General features: G+C 72.9%; 14 protein-coding genes. 8 read left to right on the top strand and 6 right to left on the bottom strand.

Going from position 1 to position 22,331, the window contains the following annotated elements; translation table 11 throughout:
* Positions 1-124: 124 nt before the first annotated feature.
* The 3 genes from SM577_RS10245 to SM577_RS10235 all read right to left on the bottom strand — a co-directional run bounded on the left by SM577_RS10245 (position 125) and on the right by SM577_RS10235 (position 2,136).
* Positions 125-427 carry a sigma factor gene (locus SM577_RS10245; RefSeq protein WP_302918596.1) on the bottom strand — a complete coding sequence of 101 codons (303 nt, stop codon included), beginning with the start codon at positions 425-427 and terminating at the stop codon, positions 125-127.
* A gap of 154 nt (positions 428-581) precedes the next feature.
* Positions 582-1,529 carry a CU044_5270 family protein gene (locus SM577_RS10240; RefSeq protein ID WP_474586768.1) on the bottom strand — a complete coding sequence of 316 codons (948 nt, stop codon included), beginning with the start codon at positions 1,527-1,529 and terminating at the stop codon, positions 582-584.
* The gene (locus SM577_RS10235) at positions 1,522-2,136 is read right to left on the bottom strand and encodes an RNA polymerase sigma factor (RefSeq protein ID WP_474586767.1); all 615 of its coding nucleotides are present in this window, start codon (positions 2,134-2,136) and stop codon (positions 1,522-1,524) included. The genes SM577_RS10240 and SM577_RS10235 overlap by 8 nt, the downstream gene beginning before the upstream one ends.
* Positions 2,137-2,818: 682 nt before the next feature.
* Between SM577_RS10235 and SM577_RS10230 the strand changes: the two genes are divergently transcribed.
* The gene (locus SM577_RS10230) at positions 2,819-3,622 is read left to right on the top strand and encodes an HAD family hydrolase (protein WP_302918599.1); all 804 of its coding nucleotides are present in this window, start codon (positions 2,819-2,821) and stop codon (positions 3,620-3,622) included.
* Between the two features lie 75 nt (positions 3,623-3,697).
* On the opposite strand, the gene SM577_RS10225 is transcribed toward SM577_RS10230, so the two are convergent.
* Positions 3,698-4,444 (bottom strand): Fic family protein, encoded by a 747-nt coding sequence (locus SM577_RS10225; protein WP_474586766.1) that lies wholly within the window; start codon positions 4,442-4,444, stop codon positions 3,698-3,700.
* 551 nt (positions 4,445-4,995) lie between these two features.
* Here SM577_RS10225 and acs point away from each other — a divergent pair.
* The 6 genes from acs to SM577_RS10195 all read left to right on the top strand — a co-directional run bounded on the left by acs (position 4,996) and on the right by SM577_RS10195 (position 17,162).
* Positions 4,996-6,960: an acetate--CoA ligase gene (acs, locus tag SM577_RS10220; protein WP_474586765.1), complete on the top strand. Its 1,965-nt coding sequence runs from the start codon at positions 4,996-4,998 to the stop codon at positions 6,958-6,960.
* Positions 6,961-7,343: 383 nt separating this feature from the next.
* A complete protein-coding gene (locus SM577_RS10215) occupies positions 7,344-10,019 on the top strand; it encodes an immune inhibitor A domain-containing protein (protein WP_302918602.1) in 2,676 nt (891 codons plus the stop codon).
* A gap of 402 nt (positions 10,020-10,421) precedes the next feature.
* Positions 10,422-12,725, top strand: coding sequence for an immune inhibitor A domain-containing protein (locus tag SM577_RS10210; protein WP_474586764.1), 2,304 nt, complete (start codon positions 10,422-10,424; stop codon positions 12,723-12,725).
* A gap of 323 nt (positions 12,726-13,048) precedes the next feature.
* On the top strand, positions 13,049-15,445 hold the full coding sequence (locus SM577_RS10205) for an immune inhibitor A domain-containing protein (RefSeq protein ID WP_302918751.1): 2,397 nt from the start codon (positions 13,049-13,051) through the stop codon (positions 15,443-15,445).
* 202 nt (positions 15,446-15,647) lie between these two features.
* The gene (locus SM577_RS10200; protein WP_474586763.1) at positions 15,648-16,154 is read left to right on the top strand and encodes a hypothetical protein; all 507 of its coding nucleotides are present in this window, start codon (positions 15,648-15,650) and stop codon (positions 16,152-16,154) included.
* 75 nt (positions 16,155-16,229) lie between these two features.
* The gene (locus tag SM577_RS10195; RefSeq protein ID WP_474586762.1) at positions 16,230-17,162 is read left to right on the top strand and encodes an alpha/beta fold hydrolase; all 933 of its coding nucleotides are present in this window, start codon (positions 16,230-16,232) and stop codon (positions 17,160-17,162) included.
* A 1-nt stretch (position 17,163) separates the two neighbouring features.
* Here the strand turns inward: SM577_RS10195 and SM577_RS10190 are convergent, their stop codons facing one another.
* A complete protein-coding gene (locus SM577_RS10190; protein WP_302918606.1) occupies positions 17,164-17,529 on the bottom strand; it encodes a hypothetical protein in 366 nt (121 codons plus the stop codon).
* Positions 17,526-20,810: an SseB family protein gene (locus tag SM577_RS10185; RefSeq protein ID WP_474586761.1), complete on the bottom strand. Its 3,285-nt coding sequence runs from the start codon at positions 20,808-20,810 to the stop codon at positions 17,526-17,528. Before SM577_RS10185 ends, SM577_RS10190 begins: the two co-directional genes overlap by 4 nt.
* Positions 20,811-20,962: 152 nt before the next feature.
* Between SM577_RS10185 and mycP the strand changes: the two genes are divergently transcribed.
* Positions 20,963-22,330 carry a type VII secretion-associated serine protease mycosin gene (gene mycP, locus SM577_RS10180; protein WP_474586760.1) on the top strand — a complete coding sequence of 456 codons (1,368 nt, stop codon included), beginning with the start codon at positions 20,963-20,965 and terminating at the stop codon, positions 22,328-22,330.
* Position 22,331 lies beyond the last annotated feature (1 nt).

The following is a 22,331-nucleotide window of genomic DNA, read 5'->3' as shown; positions in this document are numbered from 1 at the left end:
ACCGGGCGGTCCTGCGGGCGCTGCTCCGACACCGCGCGGGCGGGCTCGCCGCCGACGAGAGCCGCCCGTGCCCGGCCACCGCACCAGCCGGCCGCCCGTCGACCCCGCCGGCCGGCCAGCCCGATCAACCCTCCCGCGCCATCCGGTACTGGTCGGCCAGGTCGGCGGCGAGCCCGTCGAGCCAGGGCCGAGCGTCGGACCGGGTGACGTCGAACCGACCCCGAAGCCGGAACGCCGCGAGGAACGTCTCCGCGACCAGTTCGTCCGCGGCCGGCACACCGAGGCGTCGGGCCAGGCGACGATGGATGCGCCGCGCGTGCCGGTCGATGATCGTCCCGAAGATCTCGGAGTCCAGCGCGGACCAGGCGATGATGTCGGCGTCTGTCAGTGCGCTGTCGTCGGCAGTCGTCCGCCGCAGGAGTCGCATGGTGGGCCTCTCACGGAAAGAGCGTCATCGGTGCTCGCATCCCGCTCGCGGGGCGGGTTCTCGGCTTCGGCCATGCCGCTCGGGCGCGTGCCGGGCCTCCGGGCGGCGCGGAGACCCGGCACGCCCCGCGGCGACCGGCCGCTGGGAGCGGACGTCAGGCCGGCTGGCCGACTCGGTCGACGATGGCGACGGCCAACACGGCCGACCCTCCGGCCGGGCCGCCCACGCCGAGGAAGGTGTGGGTCTCGGGGTGGAAGACGAGCACGATTTCGCCCGGGCCGTTCGTCGAGGACCAGGTGACGCCGATGCCCGGCCGGCCCGCGGCGTCCTTGGCGGACGGCACGGCTTGCAGGTCCGGCATCGTCGCCGCGGCCTCGTAGAGCGCGGCCCGGGCCCGGGGGCGCAGGTAGCTGTCGCTGAGGTAGTGGAGGACGTCCTTGCCGAGGGCATTGGCGTCGCCCGGGTCCCCGCTGGCATTCTTCGCCAGGAAGGCCCGCATCGCGGCGGCGTCGGTGGGCAGGTCGGCGCGGTAGGCGGGCTCCGGGGTGCACGGCTCGGTCTCGCCCGGCACCACCGTGTTCCCCTTCACCGGCACCGCCCGCCCGTTCCGGCAGCCGGGAACGACCCATTCCGTACGCCCGGCGGCAGCGGTCTCGACGATCAGACCGTTCCGCGTCCCGTCCACCGACCTCCAGCTCTCCCGCAGCTCACTCCCCTCCTGGGAGCGGATGTAGACGAACTGGTCCGGCCGGGGCTCGACGTCGGGCACCCGCAGCGCGGCGACCGCCGCGTTGCGCAGCACCTGGGTGGCATCGGCCTGTGCGGGCGGCGTGCTGCCACCGAACCGGTCCGGTACGAGCACCAGCGCCGAGGCGATCGCCGCCGCCAGACCGACCGCTGCCACCCCGCTGAGCACCAGCCGCCGGGGCGTGCGCCGCGGGCGGGAAGGCATCGGGCGTACGGTGGACGCCGCGGGCGCGGACGATCCGGCAACCGTCGCGGCCATGGCGGTCGCCAGCCGGCTGCGGGCCGGCGCCAACCGCTCGGCCGCCGGCAGACCGGTCTCCTCGCCGAGCTGCTGGAGCAGTCGCATCTCATCCATTTCCCAGTACCTCCTCGATCGTGCTGGCGGGTGCGCCGCCCAACCGCTCACGGAGCAGCCTGCGGGCTCGGTTGAGTCGTGATCGCACGGTGCCGACCGGGATCGACAGTGCGGTGGCGACCTCCTCGTACCTGAGTTCCTCCCAGGCGATCAGCAGCAGCACGTCGCGATCCCCGTCGGAGAGCCGGGCCAGCGCCTCCAGGAGGGGCCGGCGTAGTGATTGCGCCGTCACCACGGCGGCGACCCGGTTGGCGTGCGACGCCTCGCTCGTCGCGGGGACGTACGCCTGCCGCAACCGGTACTCGCGCTCCTCGTTCCGCCGGTGCTGGCCGACGATCCTGGTGGCGATCCCGTACAGCCACGGCCGCGCGTCCGGGTGGGTGGTGTCGAAACGGTCCCGGCCGCGGAACGCGGCGAGGAACGTCTCCGCGACGAGGTCGTCGGCAGCCGGCACACCGAGGCGCCGGGCCAGGTAACGGTGGATGTACGGCGCGTGCCGGTCGAAGATCGCCGAGAAGGCCTCCGGGTCCCGCACCGACCGCTCGATGATCACTGCGTCCGTCACCGCACCGACATCGGCGTCCAGGGGTGGTCTGAGTTCTCTCACACAGGGCCTCTCGCGGAGTAGGGAAGCGTCACCTGTTATCCGCACTCCGCGGAGAGACGGTTCACGCGGCGCTCTGGCCAGCGCGGCGTTCCACGATCCGGGACGCGCCTGCGCCACCCGGCTGGTCGCCGGCGGCGTCCCGGTCGACCCGGTGCCGCGGGTCATGGGGTACGCGCAGGCGTCGACGACGCTGAATCGTTATACACGCTGGGGCCGACCATGCCGCTCGGATCCTGGATACCTTCGCCTCGGCCCCGCTGACGGTCTGCCGACTCGGCGGCCGAGCCGCCCGGCGAGAGCCTGCCCGCCGGGCGGAGGATGGGGCGTGACCTGCGACGCTGCGTTGTCCGGAAAGGGACGACCCCCGTCGGGGGGAGACGGGGGTCGTCGTGAGGTTCGGCTCCGGGGGGGTCGAGCCGAACCCACTCAGCGGTCACGGGGGGTGCAACCGCCGAGGGTCTGGGCGTTGTCCGAGATATGAGTTCTCGTCGTGCCGACAAGTCTGCCTGAGCAGACCTGCTCACGTCGAGTGGTGTCGCCTCCACTCGCTGCGAAATCCTGTTCGCAGAGTGTGACCGCCGTCACGATGCGCGGAGGTTGTGGGGCCGGCCCGTGGGTCGCAGGGGGCATTGGAACCCCGGGCACCCGCCGACCATAGACCATCGGGCTAGACTTTCGCGCCGTGGGCCGAAGTGCCGCTTTTTTCGATCTGGACAAGACAGTCATCGCCAAGTCGAGCGCCCTGGCGTTCGGTCGGCCGTTCTACCGGGACGGCCTGATCACCCGGCGTGACGTGGTCAAGTCGGCGTACGCGCAGCTGATGTTCCGGCTGGGCGGCACCGACGAGCAGACCATGGCTCGGACCAGGGACTACCTCGCCACGCTCTGCAAGGGCTGGCCGGTGGAACAGGTCCGCCAGATCGTCGCGGAGACACTGCACGAGCTGATCAACCCGTACGTCTACGCCGAGGCCGCCGCCCTCATCGAGGAGCACCAGGCGGCCGGCCGGGACGTCGTGCTGGTCTCCGCCTCCGGCGAGGAGATGGTCCGGCCGATCGGCGCGCTGCTCGGGGTCACCGACGTGATCGCCACCCGGATGGGCGTGGTGGACGGGCGCTACAGCGGCGAGGTGGAGTTCTACGCGGCCGGGCCGAGCAAGGTCGACGCGGTCAGCGAGCTGGCCACCGCGCGCGGCTACGACCTCGCCGACTCGTACGCCTACTCCGACTCGTACAGCGACCGTCCGCTGCTGGAGTGCGTCGGGCATCCGACGGCGGTCAACCCGGACCGGCAGCTGCGCAAGCTGGCGGCGGAGAACTCCTGGCCGGTGCTGGAGTTCCGGCACCCGATCCCGCTGGGTCGGCGGCTGCGCGAGCGCCCGGCCGTGCCGGTCGCCGCGGCGGCGCTCGGCGTCGGGGTCGGCGTGGCCATCGGCATCGCCTGGTACGGCCGGCACCGCCGCACCCGCACCGCCCCCGCCGCCTGACCGGCCCCGGCAGGACGGCGCGGACGACCAGCCAGCGTCCGGACCCAGCGCGCTCGGTCGGGGACGACCGGCCGCTCAGGCGGCGGCGAGGATCTCGTCGCCGATGGCGGTGAGCTGGTCCGCGCCGACCTCGACGGCCGCCGTGTAGTGCCGCAGCCAGGAGCGCAGCCCGTCCGGGGTGCCGGTGGCGAAGGCACCGGCCGAGCCGACGTACTCCGGCTCCCGCTCGTGGTGGCCCACGTCGACGGCGAGCAGGCCGCGCGGGTCGAGACCGCTGGAGAGCAGCACCAGGCGGGCCGCCCCCCGGGCGACCAGCCCGGAGGGTCCGGCGAACGGGCGCAGGTTCAGCAGCTCGCCGTGCACCACCGCGGCCACCACCAGCGGGGAGACCTTCGTGCCACCGGCGACCAGCCCGGCCAGCCCGTCCAGCCGGGTGGCCACCACCGGGTCGGCCACCGGGCGGCCCAGCTCGGCCTCGGCCACCACGTCCCGGGCGGCGAGCACGTGCAGCTTGGCCAGCGCCTGCCGGGGCGCCTTGGGCCAGAGCTCACTGAGCCCGGGCAGCGCCCCGGCCACCCGCAGCGCCCCCTGCAGCACCGGCTCGGTCACCGTGCCCGCCCGGACCGCCTCCCGGTCGTGGGCGTACCCCTCCAGGGCCGCGCTGGCCACCGCGGAGCGGAGGCCGACCTCTGCCGCGACCTGGCCGCCGTGCCGGCGCAGTGCGCGGTGCCGCAGCGCCTGGTCGAAGCGCTCGCGGGCCCGCTCGACGGCGGGGGCGATGTCGGCGAGCTCCAGCAGCGGGGCGAGCGGGTCGGTGGTCACCCCGTCACGCTAGCGACCCGGCCGTCCGCCGCGGGCCGCACCCGACCGGAACGCGATCCCGGCCACCGGCCCGCCCGGGCGAACCGGCGCACACCGCGGGCCGCACCCGGTCCCGACCGCCACCGCCGGGCCCGGGCGAACCGGCGTACCCAGCGGCCGGGCCAGACCGGCGGCGTGATCCCGGCCACCACCGGCGGGACGTCCGCCAGCCCGGCAGGCCGGGCGGAAGCAGCGGTCCACCCGGCACGATCCGGACCGTCACCGGCCGGACGAGCGGGCCGGCGGGAGCGGCGGAGCCGTCGGCGACAGCGGCCTGACCTCCGGCTCGGCGGGTGACACCGCGAAGCGCGTCGAAGCACCGCCGTGACCGGTCCCGATCACGGCACCCGGCGCGGCCGGGACCGGGCGGCGCGGCCGGCACCGCGCCGTCCGGCGCGCGTCGCGGGCCGCTCGGCGCGATCCGGCCGGTGACCGGTCGCCGCCGCCCCACGGTGCGGACTAACCTCTCCTGCAACGAGACGCAGGTCACCCGAGCGACGAGGGAGCACGGCATGAGCGAGGCATTGGCCAATCTGCTGAACGAGACGCGCCAGTTCCCGCCGCCGGCCGAACTCGCCGCCGCCGCCAACGTCACGGCGGAGGCGTACGCCGAGGCGGAGGCGGACCGGCTGGCCTTCTGGGAGCGCCAGGCCGGGCGGCTGACCTGGGCGAAGCAGTGGGACCAGGTGCTGGACTGGTCGAACCCGCCGTTCGCGAAGTGGTTCGTCGGCGGCCAGCTCAACGTGGCGTACAACTGTCTGGACCGGCACGTGGAGGCGGGCCGGGGCGACAAGGTCGCCATCCACTGGGAGGGCGAGCCGGGCGACACCCGGACCATCACCTACGCGGAGCTGCACAAGCTCACCTGCCAGGCGGCGAACGCGCTGACCGACCTCGGCGTCACGGCCGGCGACCGGGTGGCGATCTACCTGCCGATGGTCCCGGAGGCGGCGGTGGCGATGCTGGCCTGCGCCCGGATCGGCGCCACCCACAGCGTGGTCTTCGGCGGCTTCTCGGCCGACGCGCTGACCAACCGGATCCAGGACGCCACCGCCAAGGTGGTGATCACCGCCGACGGCGGCTTCCGGCGGGGCAAGCCGTCGGCGCTGAAGCCGACTGTCGACGAGGCGGTGGCGAAGTGCCCGTCGGTGGAGCACGTGCTGGTGGTGCGCCGCACCGGTGAGGACGTGGCCTGGTCCGAGAAGGACCACTGGTGGCACGAGACGGTGGAGACCGCCTCGCCGGAGCACGCCGCGCAGCCGTTCGACGCCGAGCACCCGCTCTTCATCCTCTACACCAGCGGCACCACGGCCCGCCCGAAGGGCATCCTGCACACCACGGGCGGCTACCTGACCCAGACGTCGTACACCACGCACGCGGTCTTCGACCTGAAGCCGGAGACCGACGTCTACTGGTGCACCGCCGACATCGGCTGGGTGACCGGCCACTCCTACATCGTCTACGGCCCGCTCTCCAACGGCGCCACCCAGGTGATGTACGAGGGCACCCCGGACACCCCGCACAAGGGCCGGTTCTGGGAGATCGTCGACAAGTACCGGGTCACCATCCTCTACACCGCGCCGACGCTGATCCGCACGATGATGAAGTGGGGCGAGGACATCCCCGCCGGCTTCGACCTGTCGTCGCTGCGCCTGCTCGGCAGCGTCGGCGAGCCGATCAACCCGGAGGCGTGGATCTGGTACCGGCAGCACGTCGGCCGGGGCGAGCTGCCCATGGTGGACACCTGGTGGCAGACCGAGACCGGGGCCATCATGATCTCCCCGCTGCCCGGGGTGACCGCCGCCAAGCCGGGCAGCGCGATGACGCCGCTGCCGGGCATCGTCGCCGACGTGGTGGACGACCAGGGCCAGTCGGTGCCCAACGGCGGCGGCGGTTACCTGGTGCTGCGCGAGCCGTGGCCGTCCATGCTGCGCACCATCTGGGGTGACGACAACCGGTTCATCGAGACGTACTGGTCGCGGTTCGAGGGCATGTACTTCGCCGGGGACGGGGCGAAGAGGGACGACGACGGGCACATCTGGCTGCTCGGCCGGGTGGACGACGTGATGCTGGTGTCCGGCCACAACATCTCCACCACCGAGGTGGAGTCGGCGCTGGTCTCGCACCCGTCGGTGGCCGAGGCGGCGGTGGTCGGCGCGACCGACCCGACCACCGGGCAGGCGATCGTCGCGTTCGCCATCCCGCGCGGCAGCACCGACACCGCCGGCGACGCCGGCGAGCAGCTCATCGCCGACCTGCGCAACCACGTGGCGAAGACGCTCGGCCCGATCGCCAAGCCGCGGCAGATCATGCTGGTGCCCGAGCTGCCCAAGACCCGCTCCGGGAAGATCATGCGCCGGCTGCTCCGGGACGTCGCCGAGCACCGGTCGCTGGGCGACGTCACCACGCTCCAGGACTCCTCGGTGATGGAGCTGATCGCCTCCGGCATGGGTGGCGGCAAGTCCGACGAGGACTGACGGCAGGCGTACCCCCGGCGAGGGTGGCGGTCCGGACGGGCCGCCACCCTCGCTCGCTTCTTACGGGTACGAACCGGACCGCTCCACCAGCGTCACATCGGTCGGTCGGGGGAGTTCGGAGAAGCTGAACGGACACAGGCGACGGTCGCCCCCTGTCGTTCGGAACCGTTCTGATTTAGGTTCACGCACGTCGGACGGTTTCGATGTGCGTCACTGTAAGTGAGGCCGGCCGACTCCCTCCTCCCATGCCCGAGAAATGGAGCGGCATGAACAGAAGATCGCAAGTCGGGCCGCGTCGACGCCTACTCGTCGCGCTACCCGCCATCGCCCTCGCGGCCACGTCACTGACCGTGACGGGTAGCGCGGCAGCCCAGACGTCCGCCGTGCCGAAGGCGACGATCGGGGCCGACGAGTTCTACATCAACTATGCCGAGCCGGAGGTGCAGCCGGACACCACCGGCCGCGAGGTCAAGGGCAAGGAAGGCATCTACACCTCGGCCGCCGACGAGGCGCGGGCGTTCGACCGCAAGTACGCCCGGGGCAACCCGGTCACCGCCCGGGAGCTGGCCCGGCTGGAGGCCAAGTCGATCAAGTCCGGGAAGAGCCCCCGCAAGATCAAGCAGGCGCCGAGCACCCAGACGGCGAAGCTGCTGACCCTGCTGGTGGAGTTCAACGACCAGGCCAACGACGACTTCACCGACGTCATGGTGCCGCGGACCGTGTTCGAGGACCGGACCTGCGTGCCGGGCACCGTGCAGAACGGCCCGAAGCACAACAACATCCCGAACCCGGCGACCCTGCCGCACAAGGACAACAACTCGTTCTGGGTGCCGGACTTCTCGCCCGCGCACTACGACAAGATGCTCTACACCAAGACGGGCATCACCGAGCGGGTCCGCAAGGACCTGAAGGGTCCGGACGGCAAGCCGGGCATCGACCTGCGCGGTCGCACCATGCACAACATGTACCTGGAGATGTCCAAGGGCGCGTACACGGTGGACGGGCAGGCCAGCCCGTGGATCACCGTGCCGCACTCGGAGGGCTGGTACGCGGCGTCGCGCTGCTTCCAGGACGAGAACGGCAACTGGGTCGCCGGTCGCCAGCAGGCGATGAACGGCCACCCGGACAACCCGCAGGGCGCCGGCCGGCTGGCCACCGACGCGATCGACGCGCTGGCCGCGATGGACCCGAACTTCCCGTGGGCCGACTACGACATCGAGGACCAGGGTGACCGGGACGGCGACGGCAACTTCTTCGAGCCGGACGGCGTGATCGACCACCTGGTGCTGGTGCACGCCGGCCAGGGCAAGTCGCGTGGCGGCGGCGCCGAGGGCATCTACGCGGTCTGGGCGCACTCCTCCTCGATCGCGGGCGGCTACACCATCCCCGGCACCAACCTCCAGGTGTCGAACTACATCGTGCAGCCGGAGGACGCCGGCGTCGGCGTCTTCGCCCACGAGTACGGCCACGACCTGGGTCTGCCGGACCTCTACGACACCAGCGGCAACGCCGACTCGGACGTGGACTTCTGGGACCTGATGGCCTCGGGCTCGCACTCCGGCGAGGTCTTCCAGGCGCTGCCGACGCACATGGGTCTGTGGGACAAGTGGGTGCTCGGCTGGGCGGACCCGCTCACCCTGGCCCCCGGCACCGACCCGCGCAGCGTCAAGCTCGGGCAGACCTCGCGCACCCCGGTCGGCACCCAGGACGGCATCAAGATCGACCTGCCGGACAAGGTGATCACCCTGGCCACGCCGCACAGCGGCGCGAACATGTGGTACACCGGCGCGGACCAGGACTGGGCGGACGTCAAGATCACCCGCCAGGTCGCGGTCCCGGCGGCGGCCGACGCGAAGTTCTGGATGTGGAACAACTTCGTCATCGAGGCCGACTGGGACTACGGCTTCGTCGAGATCTCGACCGACGGCGGCGCCACCTGGGCCGAGCAGAAGGTCTACGACTCGACCGGCAAGCTGGTCACCACCGACGACGGCTACGCCGACCCGAACGGCCGGATGGTGGACTTCGGCAACAAGAAGTACGGCCTCACCGGTGACACCCACGGCTGGCGGCACGACTACGTCGACCTGTCGGCGTACGCCGGGCAGACCATCCAGCTGCGGCTGCGGTACGCCACCGACGAGGCGTTCGTGGAGCGGGGCTGGTTCGCCGACGACTTCTCGGTGACCGGCGGCGGCGCCACCACCTGGAGCGACGACGTCGAGGGCGGCGCCAACGGCTGGACCGCGACCGGCGGCACCTTCGTCGACACCACCGGCGCGGGCTGGCGGATCGACGGCGGCACCTCGGTGCAGGCGCACTACTACCTGGCCGAGTGGCGCAACTTCGACGGCTTCGACAAGGGCCTGAAGTACACCTACGACACGGTCTACTCGCGGGACGCCTGGAAGGTCGACAAGATCGCGTACAACGCGCCCGGCATGCTGGTCTGGTACCGGGACACCGCGCTCGGCGACGTCAACCACGTCACCGCGCAGTTGACCGCCCTGCCCAGCTACGGCGCCAAGGGCGGTCTGCTGATCGTCGACTCGCACTTCGACCCGTTCCGGCGGACGGGCGAGGCGGCGGTCAAGGACCCGTCGGTGCTGGACAACCTGCCCAGCCGTCCGCAGTCGGCGAACGCGGCGTTCTCGCTCAAGCCGACGTACCCCTTCAAGGAGTGCCTGGAGGCGGCGGACGAGCCGTACAGCGAGTACTGCACGACGTTCGGGTCGCAGCCGCCGGTGAAGGGCTTCACCGACGCCAAGGGCTGGTACCCGGGCATCGAGATCCGCGACGGTGCGGCGTACGCCCGGGACAGCGACGCCTCGGTGGTGCTGCCGTCGCGGGACAACGCGCGGTACACCACCCGGGTGACCCACCCGGACGGCACTCCGGCGCCGGAGTACTACGGCCAGACCCTGGGCGGCGGTGCCATCGTGCTGGGCACCGGCAACCCGGGTGACCTGGGCGTGAACTACGGCGTCTCGATCGTCATCAAGAAGGCCGCGAAGGACAACTCGTACGCCATCGTGTACGTCACGCCGGCGGGGAGCTGACCCGAACGGTCCCGGCGACGGGGCACCAGGGGGCCCGTCCGGAGCACACGCTCCGGGCGGGCCTCCGCTCGTTCCGGCCGCCGGCCTCGCTCGTTCTCACCGATCCGGCCGTCCGGCGTCGCCGGCTGTGACACTTTCCCGACCGGCGGCGCTCTCCTCATGGGACCTCATAACCACTGTTACTCCGAGTGATCGTGTCCAAACCGTAACGTGAACTCGCGCTGTCACAGCGCGCGCTTTAGCCCGTGTTTTTCCTGACATGTCGCCTGCGGATCGTCGCCCGAGGCGCCAATTGACCCGTGACAACCGGCTACTCCTCTGTCAGGGTGAGTGGCGCATCACATGACAGTCACGGCCCCGGCCGCGCCCGTCATGTAACAGATCCACAAAGGAGGAGGACCTTTGAGGAGACGAGTCACAGCCGGCCTGGCCACCGCCACGGCCGCGCTGCTGGCGGCGGGAGTCGTGTCGGCGCCGGCCTCCGGCGCTCCGGCCGCGGGCCCGACCCCCGGTTCCGACAAGGCGAAGCACGGCAAGGACAACCTCCCCGATCCGATGGCGGATCAGCACCGGGAGGTCCGGAAGCAGGCCATCGCCGACCTGCTCTCCGGCAAGGCCAAGCTGCAGACGCGCAACGGTTCCAAGGTCATCCAGGTCAAGGACGACCTGTTCGTGGAGTACCAGCAGGCGCCGAAGACCGACCCGATCTTCACCATGCTGGTCAACTTCGGCGACCAGATCGACCCCCGGACCGGTGGAGCTGCCGGCCCGGTGGCCAACCAGATCGCCGAGCCGGACCGGAACTGGGACGGCAACGCCACGGACGACAACAGCACCCTGTGGCGGCCGAACTTCGACCGGGCCCACTACCTGGACATGTTCTACGGTCCGGGCGAGTCGATGCGGGACTTCTACCTGAAGCAGTCCGGTGGCCGCTACACGGTCAACGGCGACGTCACCGAGTGGGTGCAGGTCCCCTACAACGAGGCCCGGTACGGCAGCAACGCCATCCCCGAGTCGGACGGCTACTGGAACTTCGTCAAGGACAGCGCCACCGCCTGGTACGAGTCCCAGATCGCCGCCGGCAAGACCACCGCGGAGATCAAGCAGTACCTGACCCAGTTCGACATCTGGGACCGGTACGACTTCGACGGCGACGGTGACTTCAACGAGCCCGACGGCTACATCGACCACTTCCAGGCGGTGCACGCCGGTGAGGGCGAGGAGGCCGGCGGCGGCGCCCAGGGCGAGGACGCCATCTGGTCGCACCGCTGGGCCGCGTTCCCGAACCTCGCGGGCAGCGCCGGTCCGGGCGAGAACAAGGCCGGCGGCGTGCAGATCGGCGACACCGGCATCTGGATCCGGGACTACACCACGGAGCCGGAGAACGGCGGGCTGGGCGTGTTCGCCCACGAGTACGGCCACGACCTCGGTCTGCCGGACCTCTACGACACCGCCGGTGGCGACAACGGCGTGGGCTTCTGGAGCCTGATGGCCTCGGGTTCGTGGCTGAGCCACGGCACCGACGACATCGGGTCGACCCCGGGCTACATGGACCCGTGGTCGAAGCTCTACCTCGGCTGGCTGAACTACTCGGTGGTCGAGGAGGACAGCGGCACCACCCAGGTGACGCTCGGGCCGGCCGGTGACAGCGACGGGCCGAAGGCCCAGGCGGTCGTGGTCAACCTGCCCGCGCAGACCCAGACCACGAGCTACAACACGCCGTTCGGCGGGTCGTACGAGTGGTGGGGCGGCAGCGCCGACGACCTGAACACCACGCTGACCCGTCAGCTGGACCTGACCGGTGCGACCTCCGCGTCGATCACCGCGAAGGCCTGGTACGACATCGAAGAGGACTACGACTACCTCTACGCCGAGGTGTCCACCAACGGCGGGTCCAGCTGGACCCCGCTGAGCAACTCGGCGATCGACCCCGGGGAGACCGGCGTCGACGGCTCGACCAGCGGCAACTGGGTCGACCTCGGCTACGACCTGTCCGCGTACGCCGGGCAGAACGTGCTGTTCCGCTACCGCTACCAGACCGACGGCGGCGTGCACCTCGCCGGCGCGTTCCTGGACAACGTCTCGCTGGTCGCCAACGGCGCCACCGTCTGGACCGACGACGCCGAGACGCTGGCCGCGGAGTGGACCGCGAAGGGCTTCACCCGGATGACCGGCTCGGTCACCGACTCGTACCCGCGGTTCTACATCGCGGAGAACCGCAGCTACTACGGGTACGACGACACCCTGCGCACCGGCGGCTACAACTACGGGTTCAACAACACCCGGCCGAACTGGGTGGAGCGGTTCGCCAACCACCCGGGCATGCTGGTCTGGTACGTCAACTACGCGTACGGCGACAACAACACCTCGGAGCACCCGGGCTACGGCCTGAACCTCCCGGTGGACGTGCGGCCGGGCCAGATCAAGGTGGGCCAGGGCAGCATCACCAACCGGCGCAACGGTTACGACGCCACCTTCAGCAAGTTCGGCAAGCCGGCCCAGACGTTCCACGTCAACGGCGTGCCGGTCACTGTCCCGGCGCTGGACCCGAACCCGGTGTTCAGCGACAGCGGGCCGAACAAGTACTGGAGCGGCGGCAACCCGTGGAACTCGGTGAAGGTGGCCGGTAGCGGCACCCGCATCGAGATCATCCAGCAGGGCACCAACCCGACCGACGACATGGTGGTCCGGGTCAGCAACTGACGACAGCGGTAACCGTGGGGCCGGTGGCGGCGACGCCATCGGCCCCACTTTTTTGGGTACGCCACCGAAATGATCGAAAGGCGTCGCTTGACACCCTTCGCGCTCCGTCCATCCTGCTCACCACCGGCGGCGAAAGTCCGGGATGTGACAGTGAGGAGCGTTCCCAACAAAATCTTGCAACAAATCGACGCACGCATCTTCCCAGCGGTCCCACCAGTGTCTATGTTCACCATTGGTCCCACTAGTGGGATCGATTTCCACCGGCCCGTACCCCCGTAGGGCCGGTTCCCTCACACCGGAGGTACCACGTGCGCAAAGTCGCAGTGGGTCTGCTCGGGCTTGGGCTGACAGCGTCGGGGCTGGCGTTCACCACGTCGGCCAGCGCCGCGCCGCAGCCGAAGCTGCCGACGGCCGCTCCGTCGGTTGCCGAGCCCGCCCATGTCGACCACGACCTGCCGAACCCGCTCGAGGACAAGCGCCGCGCCCTGCGCCAGGAGGGCCTGAGCAAGGTCCTCGCCGGCAAGGCCAAGTCTCAGCGGATCAACGGCAGCACGGTGGTCAAGGTCGGCAAGACCCAGGCCGAGGGGGCCACCGCCCGCTCCGCCCGGGCCGGCTCCGCCGACCAGACCGAGGACCAGTACGTCGAGCTCTCCCGGGAGAAGACCGACCGGATCTTCGTGATCCTGGCCGAGTTCGGCAACGAGCGGCACCCGAACTACCCGGACCAGGACACCGACCCGGGCACGCCGGGTCCGACCCGGTTCGACGGGCCGCTGCACAACGAGATCCCGGCCCCCAACCGGGCGGTGGACAACTCCACCGTCTGGCAGGCGGACTACAACGCCGACCACTACCGCAAGCTCTACTTCGGCACCGCCCCGGGTGACGAGTCGCTGAAGCAGTACTACGAGGCGCAGTCCTCGGGCCGCTACAGCGTCGAGGGCACGGTCACCGACTGGGTCAAGGTCCGCTACAACGAGGCCCGGTACGGCCGCTCCGGTGGCTACCCGTGCGCCGACAACGTCTGCACCAACACCTGGGCGCTGGTCCGCGACGCCGCCAACCAGTGGGTCGCCGACCAGAAGGCCGCCGGTCGCAGCGACGCCGAGATCGCCGAAGAAGTCAAGGCGATGGACCAGTGGGACCGCTACGACCACGACTCGGACGGCAACTTCAACGAGTCGGACGGCTACATCGACCACTTCCAGATCGTCCACTCCGGCGGCGACGAGGCCGACGGTGACCCGTACCAGGGTGAGGACGCCATCTGGAGCCACCGCTGGTACGCCTACATCTCCGACCAGGGCTCGACCGGCCCGGTCAACTTCCCGGCCGGTGGCACCCAGATCGGCAACACCGGCGTCTGGATCGGTGACTACACCATCCAGCCGGAGAACGGTGGCCGGAGCGTCTTCTACCACGAGTACGGCCACGACCTCGGCCTGCCGGACGACTACAACAACATCAACGGCGGCGACAACAACAACGAGCACTGGACGTTGATGGCCCAGAGCCGCCTCGGCGGCAAGAACGACGGCGGCATCGGCGAGCGCGGTGGCGACCTGGGCGCCTGGAACAAGCTCCAGCTCGGCTGGCTCGACTACGAGGTCGTCGTCGCGGGGCAGAAGCGCACCATGACCCTCGGGCCGCAGGAGTACACCTCCAAGGAGGCCCAGGCCGTCGTGGTGGTGCTCCCGCCGCGGGACTACACGTTCGACAACGGCAAGCCGTTCGAGGGCACCAAGCAGTTCTTCTCGGGTAACGAGGACGACCTCAACAGCACCATGACCCGGGCGCTGGACCTCACCGGCAAGTCGTCGGCGGCGCTGTCGATGAAGGGCCGCTACGACATCGAGGCCGGCTACGACTACCTGTTCTTCGAGGTGTCGGTCGACAACGGCGAGACCTGGACCCCGCTGCCCGGTACGGCCAACGGCCAGCCGTTCGCGGAGATCTCGCCCGGGCGCTTCGCCCTGGACGGCAGCAGCGCCGGCGCGTGGGTGGACATCAACGTCCCGCTCGACGCGGCGGCCGGCAAGGCGGCGCAGTTCCGGCTGCGTTACCAGACCGACGGCGGTGTCTCCGAGGGCGGCTTCTACGGTGACGCCATCACCGTGACCGCCGACGGCCAGACCGTCCTCTCCGACGGCGCCGAGACCGGTGCCGAGGGTTGGACGTTCGCCGGCAAGTTCCAGATCGCCGAGGAGACCTACACCGAGGCGTTCGAGAACTTCTACATCGCGGGCACCCGGCACTACATCTCGTACGACAAGTACCTGAAGACCGGTCCGTACTTCTTCGGCTACGCGAACACCCGCCCGGACTGGGTGGACCACTACGCGTACCAGGAGGGTCTGCTGATCTCGTACTGGAACACCCGGTACGCGGACAACGACACCTTCGAGCACCCGGGTGAGGGTCGGAACCTCTACATCGACGCGCACCCGCGGCCGATCTACAACCTGACCGGGCAGCCCTGGCGGGCCCGCGTCCAGGTCTACGACGCGCCGTTCGGGCTGCGGAAGGCGGACTCCTTCACGCTGCACCTCAACAGCCAGCCGCAGTACATCCGTGGCCAGGCCGCGCAGCCGCTGTTCGACGACACCCAGAAGTACTGGTACGAGGAGCTGCCGAACCACGGCGTCAAGCTCCCGGCCGTCGGTGTCAAGATCCGCGTGCTGGAGGAGAACGGCAACTACACCAAGATCCGGATCTCCTGATTCGCTGATCCCGCACCACCACGCGATGCCCGGGCAGGCCACCTGCCCGGGCATCGCCCTTTTCCCCGGGGCGGATCCGCGCAGCGGGCACCGGGGTCCCGGCAGCGCTCCGGCGCAGGTGGCGCACCGGGGCCGCAGCGCTGCGGCGGCGGGCGCACCTCGGCGGCGGTTTCCCGGGGCGCCGTGGCGGGAACCCTCCGTCGTGCCGGCACGTCCGATCGGCGTGCGTCGTGCCATCCGTACCACCGTCGCCAGCCTGGCCACCGTCCTCGCCCTGGCCGGCTGCGCCGGCTCGCAGGAGGAGAGTGCCGTGCCCACGGAACCCACGCCGTCGGCCTCCCCGGCGGACCCTGGCCCGGCCTCGACGGCCGCCACCCCGTCCACCGGGCCCACCCCGGCGGCGCCCTCGGGCCGACCCTCCCGCGCGACGACGGACCTGCCCACCATGGGTCCGCCGACCGCGCCGCCGAGCCAGCCCACCGACCTGCGCAAGGCGAACCTCGTGGCCGGCCGGATCACCCGGGGCGGCGCGGGCCCCTGCTACGGCCTGGTCACCGACGACGGCCGCGAGTACGCGCTGCACGGCGCCGGCAAGGGCGACTTCGCCACCGGCACCTGGGTCCGGGTGACCATCGGCCCCGCCGACCCGACCGTCGACTGCGGCCCGGGCACCCCGGCCAGCATCGTCACGATCAGCCCGGTCGGCTGACCGGGAACGAGCGATCCGACGGCCAGCCGGGCCGGCGGACGGGCCCTCCGGCACCGGGGTCCTAGGCTGTCTGCCATGACCGAGCAGCACGACGGGCCCGTCGACGAGTCCTGCGTCCTCACCGAGGGGCCGTGGACGCACCGGTTCGTCGGCGCCAACGGCAGCCGCTTCCACGTCGTCGAGGCCGGTGCCGGGCCGATGGTGCTGTTCCTGCACGGCTTCCCCGAGCACTGGTGGGCCTGGCACGAGATGCTCCCGGCGGTCGCCGACGCCGGCTTCCGCGCCGTCGCGGTCGACCTGCGCGGCTACGGCGCCAGCGACAAGCCGCCCCGGGGGTACGACGGCTACACGCTGGCCGCCGACATCGCCGGGTTGATCCGCGCGCTCGGCGAACGTTCCGCCACCGTGGTCGGCACCGGCGCGGGCGGCCTGATCGGCTGGACCGTGGCGTCCTTCCACCCCGCTCTGGTCCGGCGACTGGTGGTGCTCGGCGCGCCACACCCGCTGCGGCTGCGGGCCGCCATCTTCGCCGACCCGCGCGGGCAGTTCGCCGCGTCCACCCCCACCCTGAAGTTCCAGCTGCCCCGCTACGAGCACGTGCTCACCCGGGACGGCGCGACGGCGGTCGAGGAGATGCTGCGCCGCTGGGGTGGGCCGCGGTGGGTGTCCGGCCCGCACTTCGGGGCGTACGCGCAGCGCTGCCGGGAGGCAATGCGGATCCCGCAGGCCGCCTTCTGCGCGCTGGAGGGCTACCGCTGGGCGTTCCGCTCCGTGCTGCGCCTGCACGGCTACCGGTTCGTCCGGCTGATGCAGAAGCCGCTGATCACGCCGACCCTGCAACTGCACGGCGCGCTCGACCGGGCGTCGCTGCCGCGCACCGCCCAGGGCTCCGGCCGGTACGTGGTCGCGCCCTACGAGTGGCGGCTGCTCGACGGCGTGGGCCACTTCCCGCACGTGGAGGCCCCGGAGGTGGTGCTCGGCGAGATCCTGCGCTGGGCGAAGTCCTGACTCAGACCCGCTGCTCGCGCAGGTCGGCGACCTCGGCGGCGGGCGCCCAGCCCTGGTAGACGCCGAAGTCGAACACCTCCAACCCCATCGACCGGGCGACCGGCCAGCGCCCGCCGGTGTACTCCACCCGCAGCCAGCCGTCGTGCTCGCCGAGCACGATGAACGGCTGGCCCTGCCAGGTGCAGGTGGTCCGCACGTACGCCAGGTCCTCCACCTCGGTGGCCGGGAGCACCCGGACGTACCGGCCGGGGCGTACCTCCGCGAAGCCCTCGCCCGGTTCGGGCTGGTAGAGCCGGACGGCGTCGCCGTCCGGGCTGGCCTGGTACTCCCGCCCGCGCCACCGGGCCACGTAGCCGTCCCGGATCACGACGCCTCCACCCGACGCCAGAGCAGCGCGTCGGTGTCGAGCACGGCGAGCATCCGCTCGGTGCCGTCCGCGCCGATCCGCCACAACTGCGCCCCGTGCGGCAGCCGGGCGCTGTCCACCTTGAACTCCGCCACCACGTCGCTGCTCTCACCGGGGGCGAAGCCGTTGCCCCGGAAGGGCGGGCGTTCGATGACCCAGCCCTCCATGGCCCGCATGGCGGCCTCGTTCTGCCCGCCGTAGGGGATCCGGTAGAGGCTGGGCCGGTGCGCCGGCCAGCGCAGCACGTAGATCTCCTCCGCGTCCCGGGCGAACGGCGAGTCGGGATAGCCCAGGCCGAGGGCCTCGTAGAGCTGGGCCGGCGTGGTCAGGTGGGCCAGCTCGCTGGCCCGGTGCACGAACCCGGAGACCCGGTCGTAGCCGCGCTCCAGGTAGTACCCGAGCTGGCTGGGGGCGACCGCCTTCTGCATCACGACCGGGCGGGCCGGGTCGGCGGCCGGCGGGGTGTACCGGGGGCGCTCGGCGGTCTCCGGGGCCTTCGACGCCTCCGGCTCGGTCTCGGCGTCGTCGCCGAGGCCCACCTCGGCGGCCCAGTTGGCCAGCCCGACGATCTGCTCGCCGGGCAGCTTGGCACCGACCGGGGTGCCCGGATTGACCGCGAACGACCACGCCTCGTCCGGCCAGCGCCGGATCAGCTGCACGAAGCGGACCCGTACCGTCTCCACCGGGGCGTCGGTGTGGTCGGCGAGCCGCTCCGGCGAGGTGTAGACCACGACGAAGGTCTCCCCGTCCAGCTCCTCCGTACGCCAGACGAAGCCGGGCTCGCCGGGCCGGCTGCCCGGCACGGACTCCGGCGACACCGGCAGCAGAACCCGGGCCAGCAGCAACGTGGAGAGGAAGGTGTCCGTGCTGCCCGCCCCGGCCGCCTCCAGCAGGTCCTCCTCGACCGGGTTGGCCGGCTGGAACTCCGCGGCGACCGGCGCCGGGGACGGCTCGGCGGCCGGTCGCGCCGCCTGCGGGTCGGGGTCGGCTCCTCCGACCTGGGCGTCGGCGGTGCCGGCGGTCCGCGGGCCGGCGTCGGGGCTCGGCACCGTCCACAGCGGGCCGGTGTCCGCGAGGTCGGAGGCGTTCTCCGCCGCCGACCCGGCCGTCGGCGCCGGCTCGGGCGCGGTCCCGGCGTGCGGCGTCTCGGTCCCCGTCCGGGCGGACAGCCAGGCCGAGTGCCCGGCCGCGGCCGGCTGCTCCGGGATCCACCCGGCCTGCCGCTCGGTCGGCGCCGCCGGCTCGACACCCGGCCCCGCCGTTGCGGGTGCCGGTGGATCGGTCGGCCGGTTCGGAAGCCACCCGGCGGACTGCTGGTCGGCGGACGCCGCAGCCTCGACGCCCGGCCCCGCCGTTCGGGGCGCCGGCGGATCGGTCGGCCGGTCCGGCAGCCACCCGGCGGACTGCTGGTCGGCGGACGCCGCAGCCTCGACGCCCGGTCCGGTCGAGTCCGTGCCAGCCGCTGGTGAGGCGGTCGACGGATCCGGAAGCCAACCGCCGCCCTGCCGGACGGTCGAGGCCGGCGACTCGCCACCCGGCCCCGCCGTCGCGGGTGCCTGCGGTTCGGTCGACGCCGGCTGGCTCGGGATCCACCCCGCGCTGCGCTGCTCGGAGGGCGCCGACACGACACCGGGCCGGTCGCCGCCTTCGAGCCCGGCGTCACCGGTCGGCCCGGACGGATCGTCCCCCCGGTCCCGCGCCGGAGCGCCGCTCTCCGTCGGCCGCCCCGACCAGGCCGGCGGGCCCGCCACCCCGGTGTTCGCCGGTGCCGCCGCTCCGGCCGGGAAGGGCGGAGGTGCGGCGGCGGACGGCACCGATCCGGTGCTGACCGGTCGGACCGGTCCGGCGTCGGACGAGCCGGGCACGGATGGACCGGACGCCTCGGGGCCGGGCGGGCCCGGGACGGGTGCGGCGGAGGCCGGCGGCCCGGCGTCGAGCGGCTCGGTGAGATCGCGGGACTCGACGATGGTCCCCTCGATGACGATCGGGGTGAACCCGCGCCGTGGTGCGGGCGGCCCGGAGACCGGCTCCGCGGCCGACGGAGACAGGTCGTCCGCCGGGTCGGCCGGCGCCGGGGTGGGTCGGCGGCGCGGCAGCGCCTGGGTCGTCTCCTCGTCCGGCGGCGGGTACGCCCGCTCCGCCGGAACCGGGATGGCCCGGGTCACCTCCTCGGGAGGCGGCGGCCACTGGGTCGAGCCACGGGCCGGATCCGGCCGGTCGGGCGCGGCGTACGGCTGGCTGGTCGGGAACGCCTCGGTGGGCCCTTCCGGCACCGGATCGCCGACGGGGCGGCGGCGCGGGAACGGCTGGCTGCCCCGCGCGAAGCGGGACGGTGGCACCGCCCGGTCGGCGGGCCGGACCGGATCGTCCCGGTAGGCCGAGCCACGACCGGACGCCGGTTCGAAGAAGGAGCGGGGCGGGGTCCGGACGGGGGCGTCCCCGGTGGACCGACCGTTGGCCGGTGGCCGGCCGGGCTCGGCCAGCGGCCCGGGGACGCCGGGCCGGGCGGGCGCCGCCGGGTCGCCGGTGCCGGGCGGCGGGAAGCCGGGCGGGGCCGGGCGGGCGGTCCGCCCCGGGTCGGCGCGGTCCCGCGGGGCCGGCTCCGCCGGGTAGGGCGGCGGGACGGGCGGGCGGAGGGCCTCCACCGAGCGGCGGTCCCGCGCCGATCCGACCGGGCCGGCGGGGGTGGCGACCCGGGACGGCAGCGGCACGGTGGGTGGCTCGGGGCGGGGCGGGGCGGGGGCCTCGGGGCGGCCCGCCGCCGTCGGGGCGGTGGGGGCGCTTCCCGCGCCGGCGGCCCGGGCCCGGGCGACCGTCTCCGCCCGCTCCAGTCGGGCGCGCGCCCCCATGGTGCGACCGGGCAGCCGGACGTCACCCCGGGAGAGCTGCGCGACGTACCAGGCCGGCAGGTAGCCCTCGATGGGCAGGCCGGGGTTCACGGCCAGCCACCACTCGTGGTTGGGCCAGCCGCTGGCGAGGTCGGGATAGCTGGTGAGCCGGCTGGCGCCGGCGTGTTCGCCCAGGCAGGCACGCATGGCGGCGGCGGAGGTGAAGGCCAGCACGTGGGTGCGACCGGCCGTGGTCCAGGTGCCCCAGCCGGATGCCTGCCCGAGCGCCGGCTCGGGCACCGGCAGCAGCAGGTCGGTACGGGCCAGGATCCGGAAGTATCGCTGCTGGTCGTTGGCGCGCAGGGCGTCCCGCAACGCGGCCTCGGCCTCGGTGGCCGGCTCCCATCCGGTCACGGCCACCCCTCCTCCCGCGCACAGGCCATAGGCATCGCGTACAACCTACAAGGTAGTAACAAGATCACAATGGCAGGCCGGCGGCGGTGCGCCGGTTCTCGAAGAAGGCGCTAACATCCCGTTCCGGAGTCGACACGATACGGAGGCGGTCGATGTCCCGGTCCCCCGCGCGCCCGCTCCTGGCGGCCCTCGCGGCCGTCCTGGCGACCGCGCCGGCCGCCCCCGCCACCGCACTCCCCCACACCCCCCGGCCGGCCGGTCAGGCCGCCGCCGCGCCGCGGCACGAGCGCACCGCCGAGCCGGCCACCCCGGCCACGCCCGCCGCCGCCACGCCGAGGCACGCGCGCACCGCGCCGGCCGCGCCGGTCGCGGCCGGACTCCACCTGGCCCGGGCGGCCGCGCCGGACTGCGCGACGCCGCCGGCCCCGGCCCGGCCGGTGTCCGCGCCGCCCTGGCCCCAGCAGCGGTACGCCCCGCAGCGGCTATCGCCGCTGGCCACCGGGGCCGGGGTGACGGTGGCGGTGGTCGACTCCGGTGTGGACCGACGGCATCCGCAGCTCGCCGGCCGGGTGCTCGACGGCACCGACCTGCTCGACCCGGGTGGCGACGGCACCAGCGACTGCGCCGGCCACGGCACCGGCGTGGCCAGCATCATCGCCGCCGCGCCGCGGCCCGGGATCGCGTTCCACGGGCTGGCACCGGGTGCCCGGATCCTGCCGGTGCGGGTGAGCGAGCAGCAGGTCGTCGAGGGGCGGGAGTCGGGGCGTACGGTCGGCGCCGAGGAGTTCGCCCGGGCGATCCGCTGGGCCGTCGACCACGACGCCGACGTCCTCAACCTCTCCGTCGTGCTGTACGCGGACAACCCCGCCGTCCGCGACGCGATCGGCTACGCGGTGGACCGGGACGTGGTCGTGGTGGCCGCCGCCGGGAACCTGCACGACAGCGGCGACCCGCGGCCGTACCCGGCGGCGTACGAGGGGGTGCTCGGGGTGGGTGCGATCGGGGTGGACGGCCTGCGTTCCGCCTTCTCCCAGACCGGCCCGTACGTCGACCTGGTCGCCCCGGGCAGCGACGTGCTGATGGCCGCACCCGGTCGGGGCCACCACCGCGCCGAGGGGACCAGCTACGCCGCGCCCTTCGTGGCGGCCACCGCCGCGCTGCTGCGGCAGTACCGACCCGAGTTGACCGCCGCCGAGGTGGCGCGGCGGATCCTCGCCAGCACCGACCCGGCTCCCGGTGACGGCCGGGGCGGCGGGTACGGCGCCGGGGTGCTCAACCCGTTCCGGGCGGTCACCGAGACCGGGGGCGGCGGCGCCGCGCGGCCGCGCCCGGCCACCGCGCTCGCCGACGACCGGCCCGATCCGGCCGCGCTGGCCGCGCGGGCGCGTCGGGCCACGGCGCAGGACCGGGCCCTGCTGGTGGCCTCGCTCGCCGCGGCGGTGGTGGCCGTGGCGGCGCTGGCCGCCCTGGTGGTGCCCCGGGGGACCCGCCGCCGGTGGCGCCCGGCCGACCCGGCCTGAG

The sequence above is a fragment of the Micromonospora desertarenae genome (genome assembly GCF_056150265.1).
This window is presented reverse-complemented; position numbering and strand designations above follow the sequence as displayed.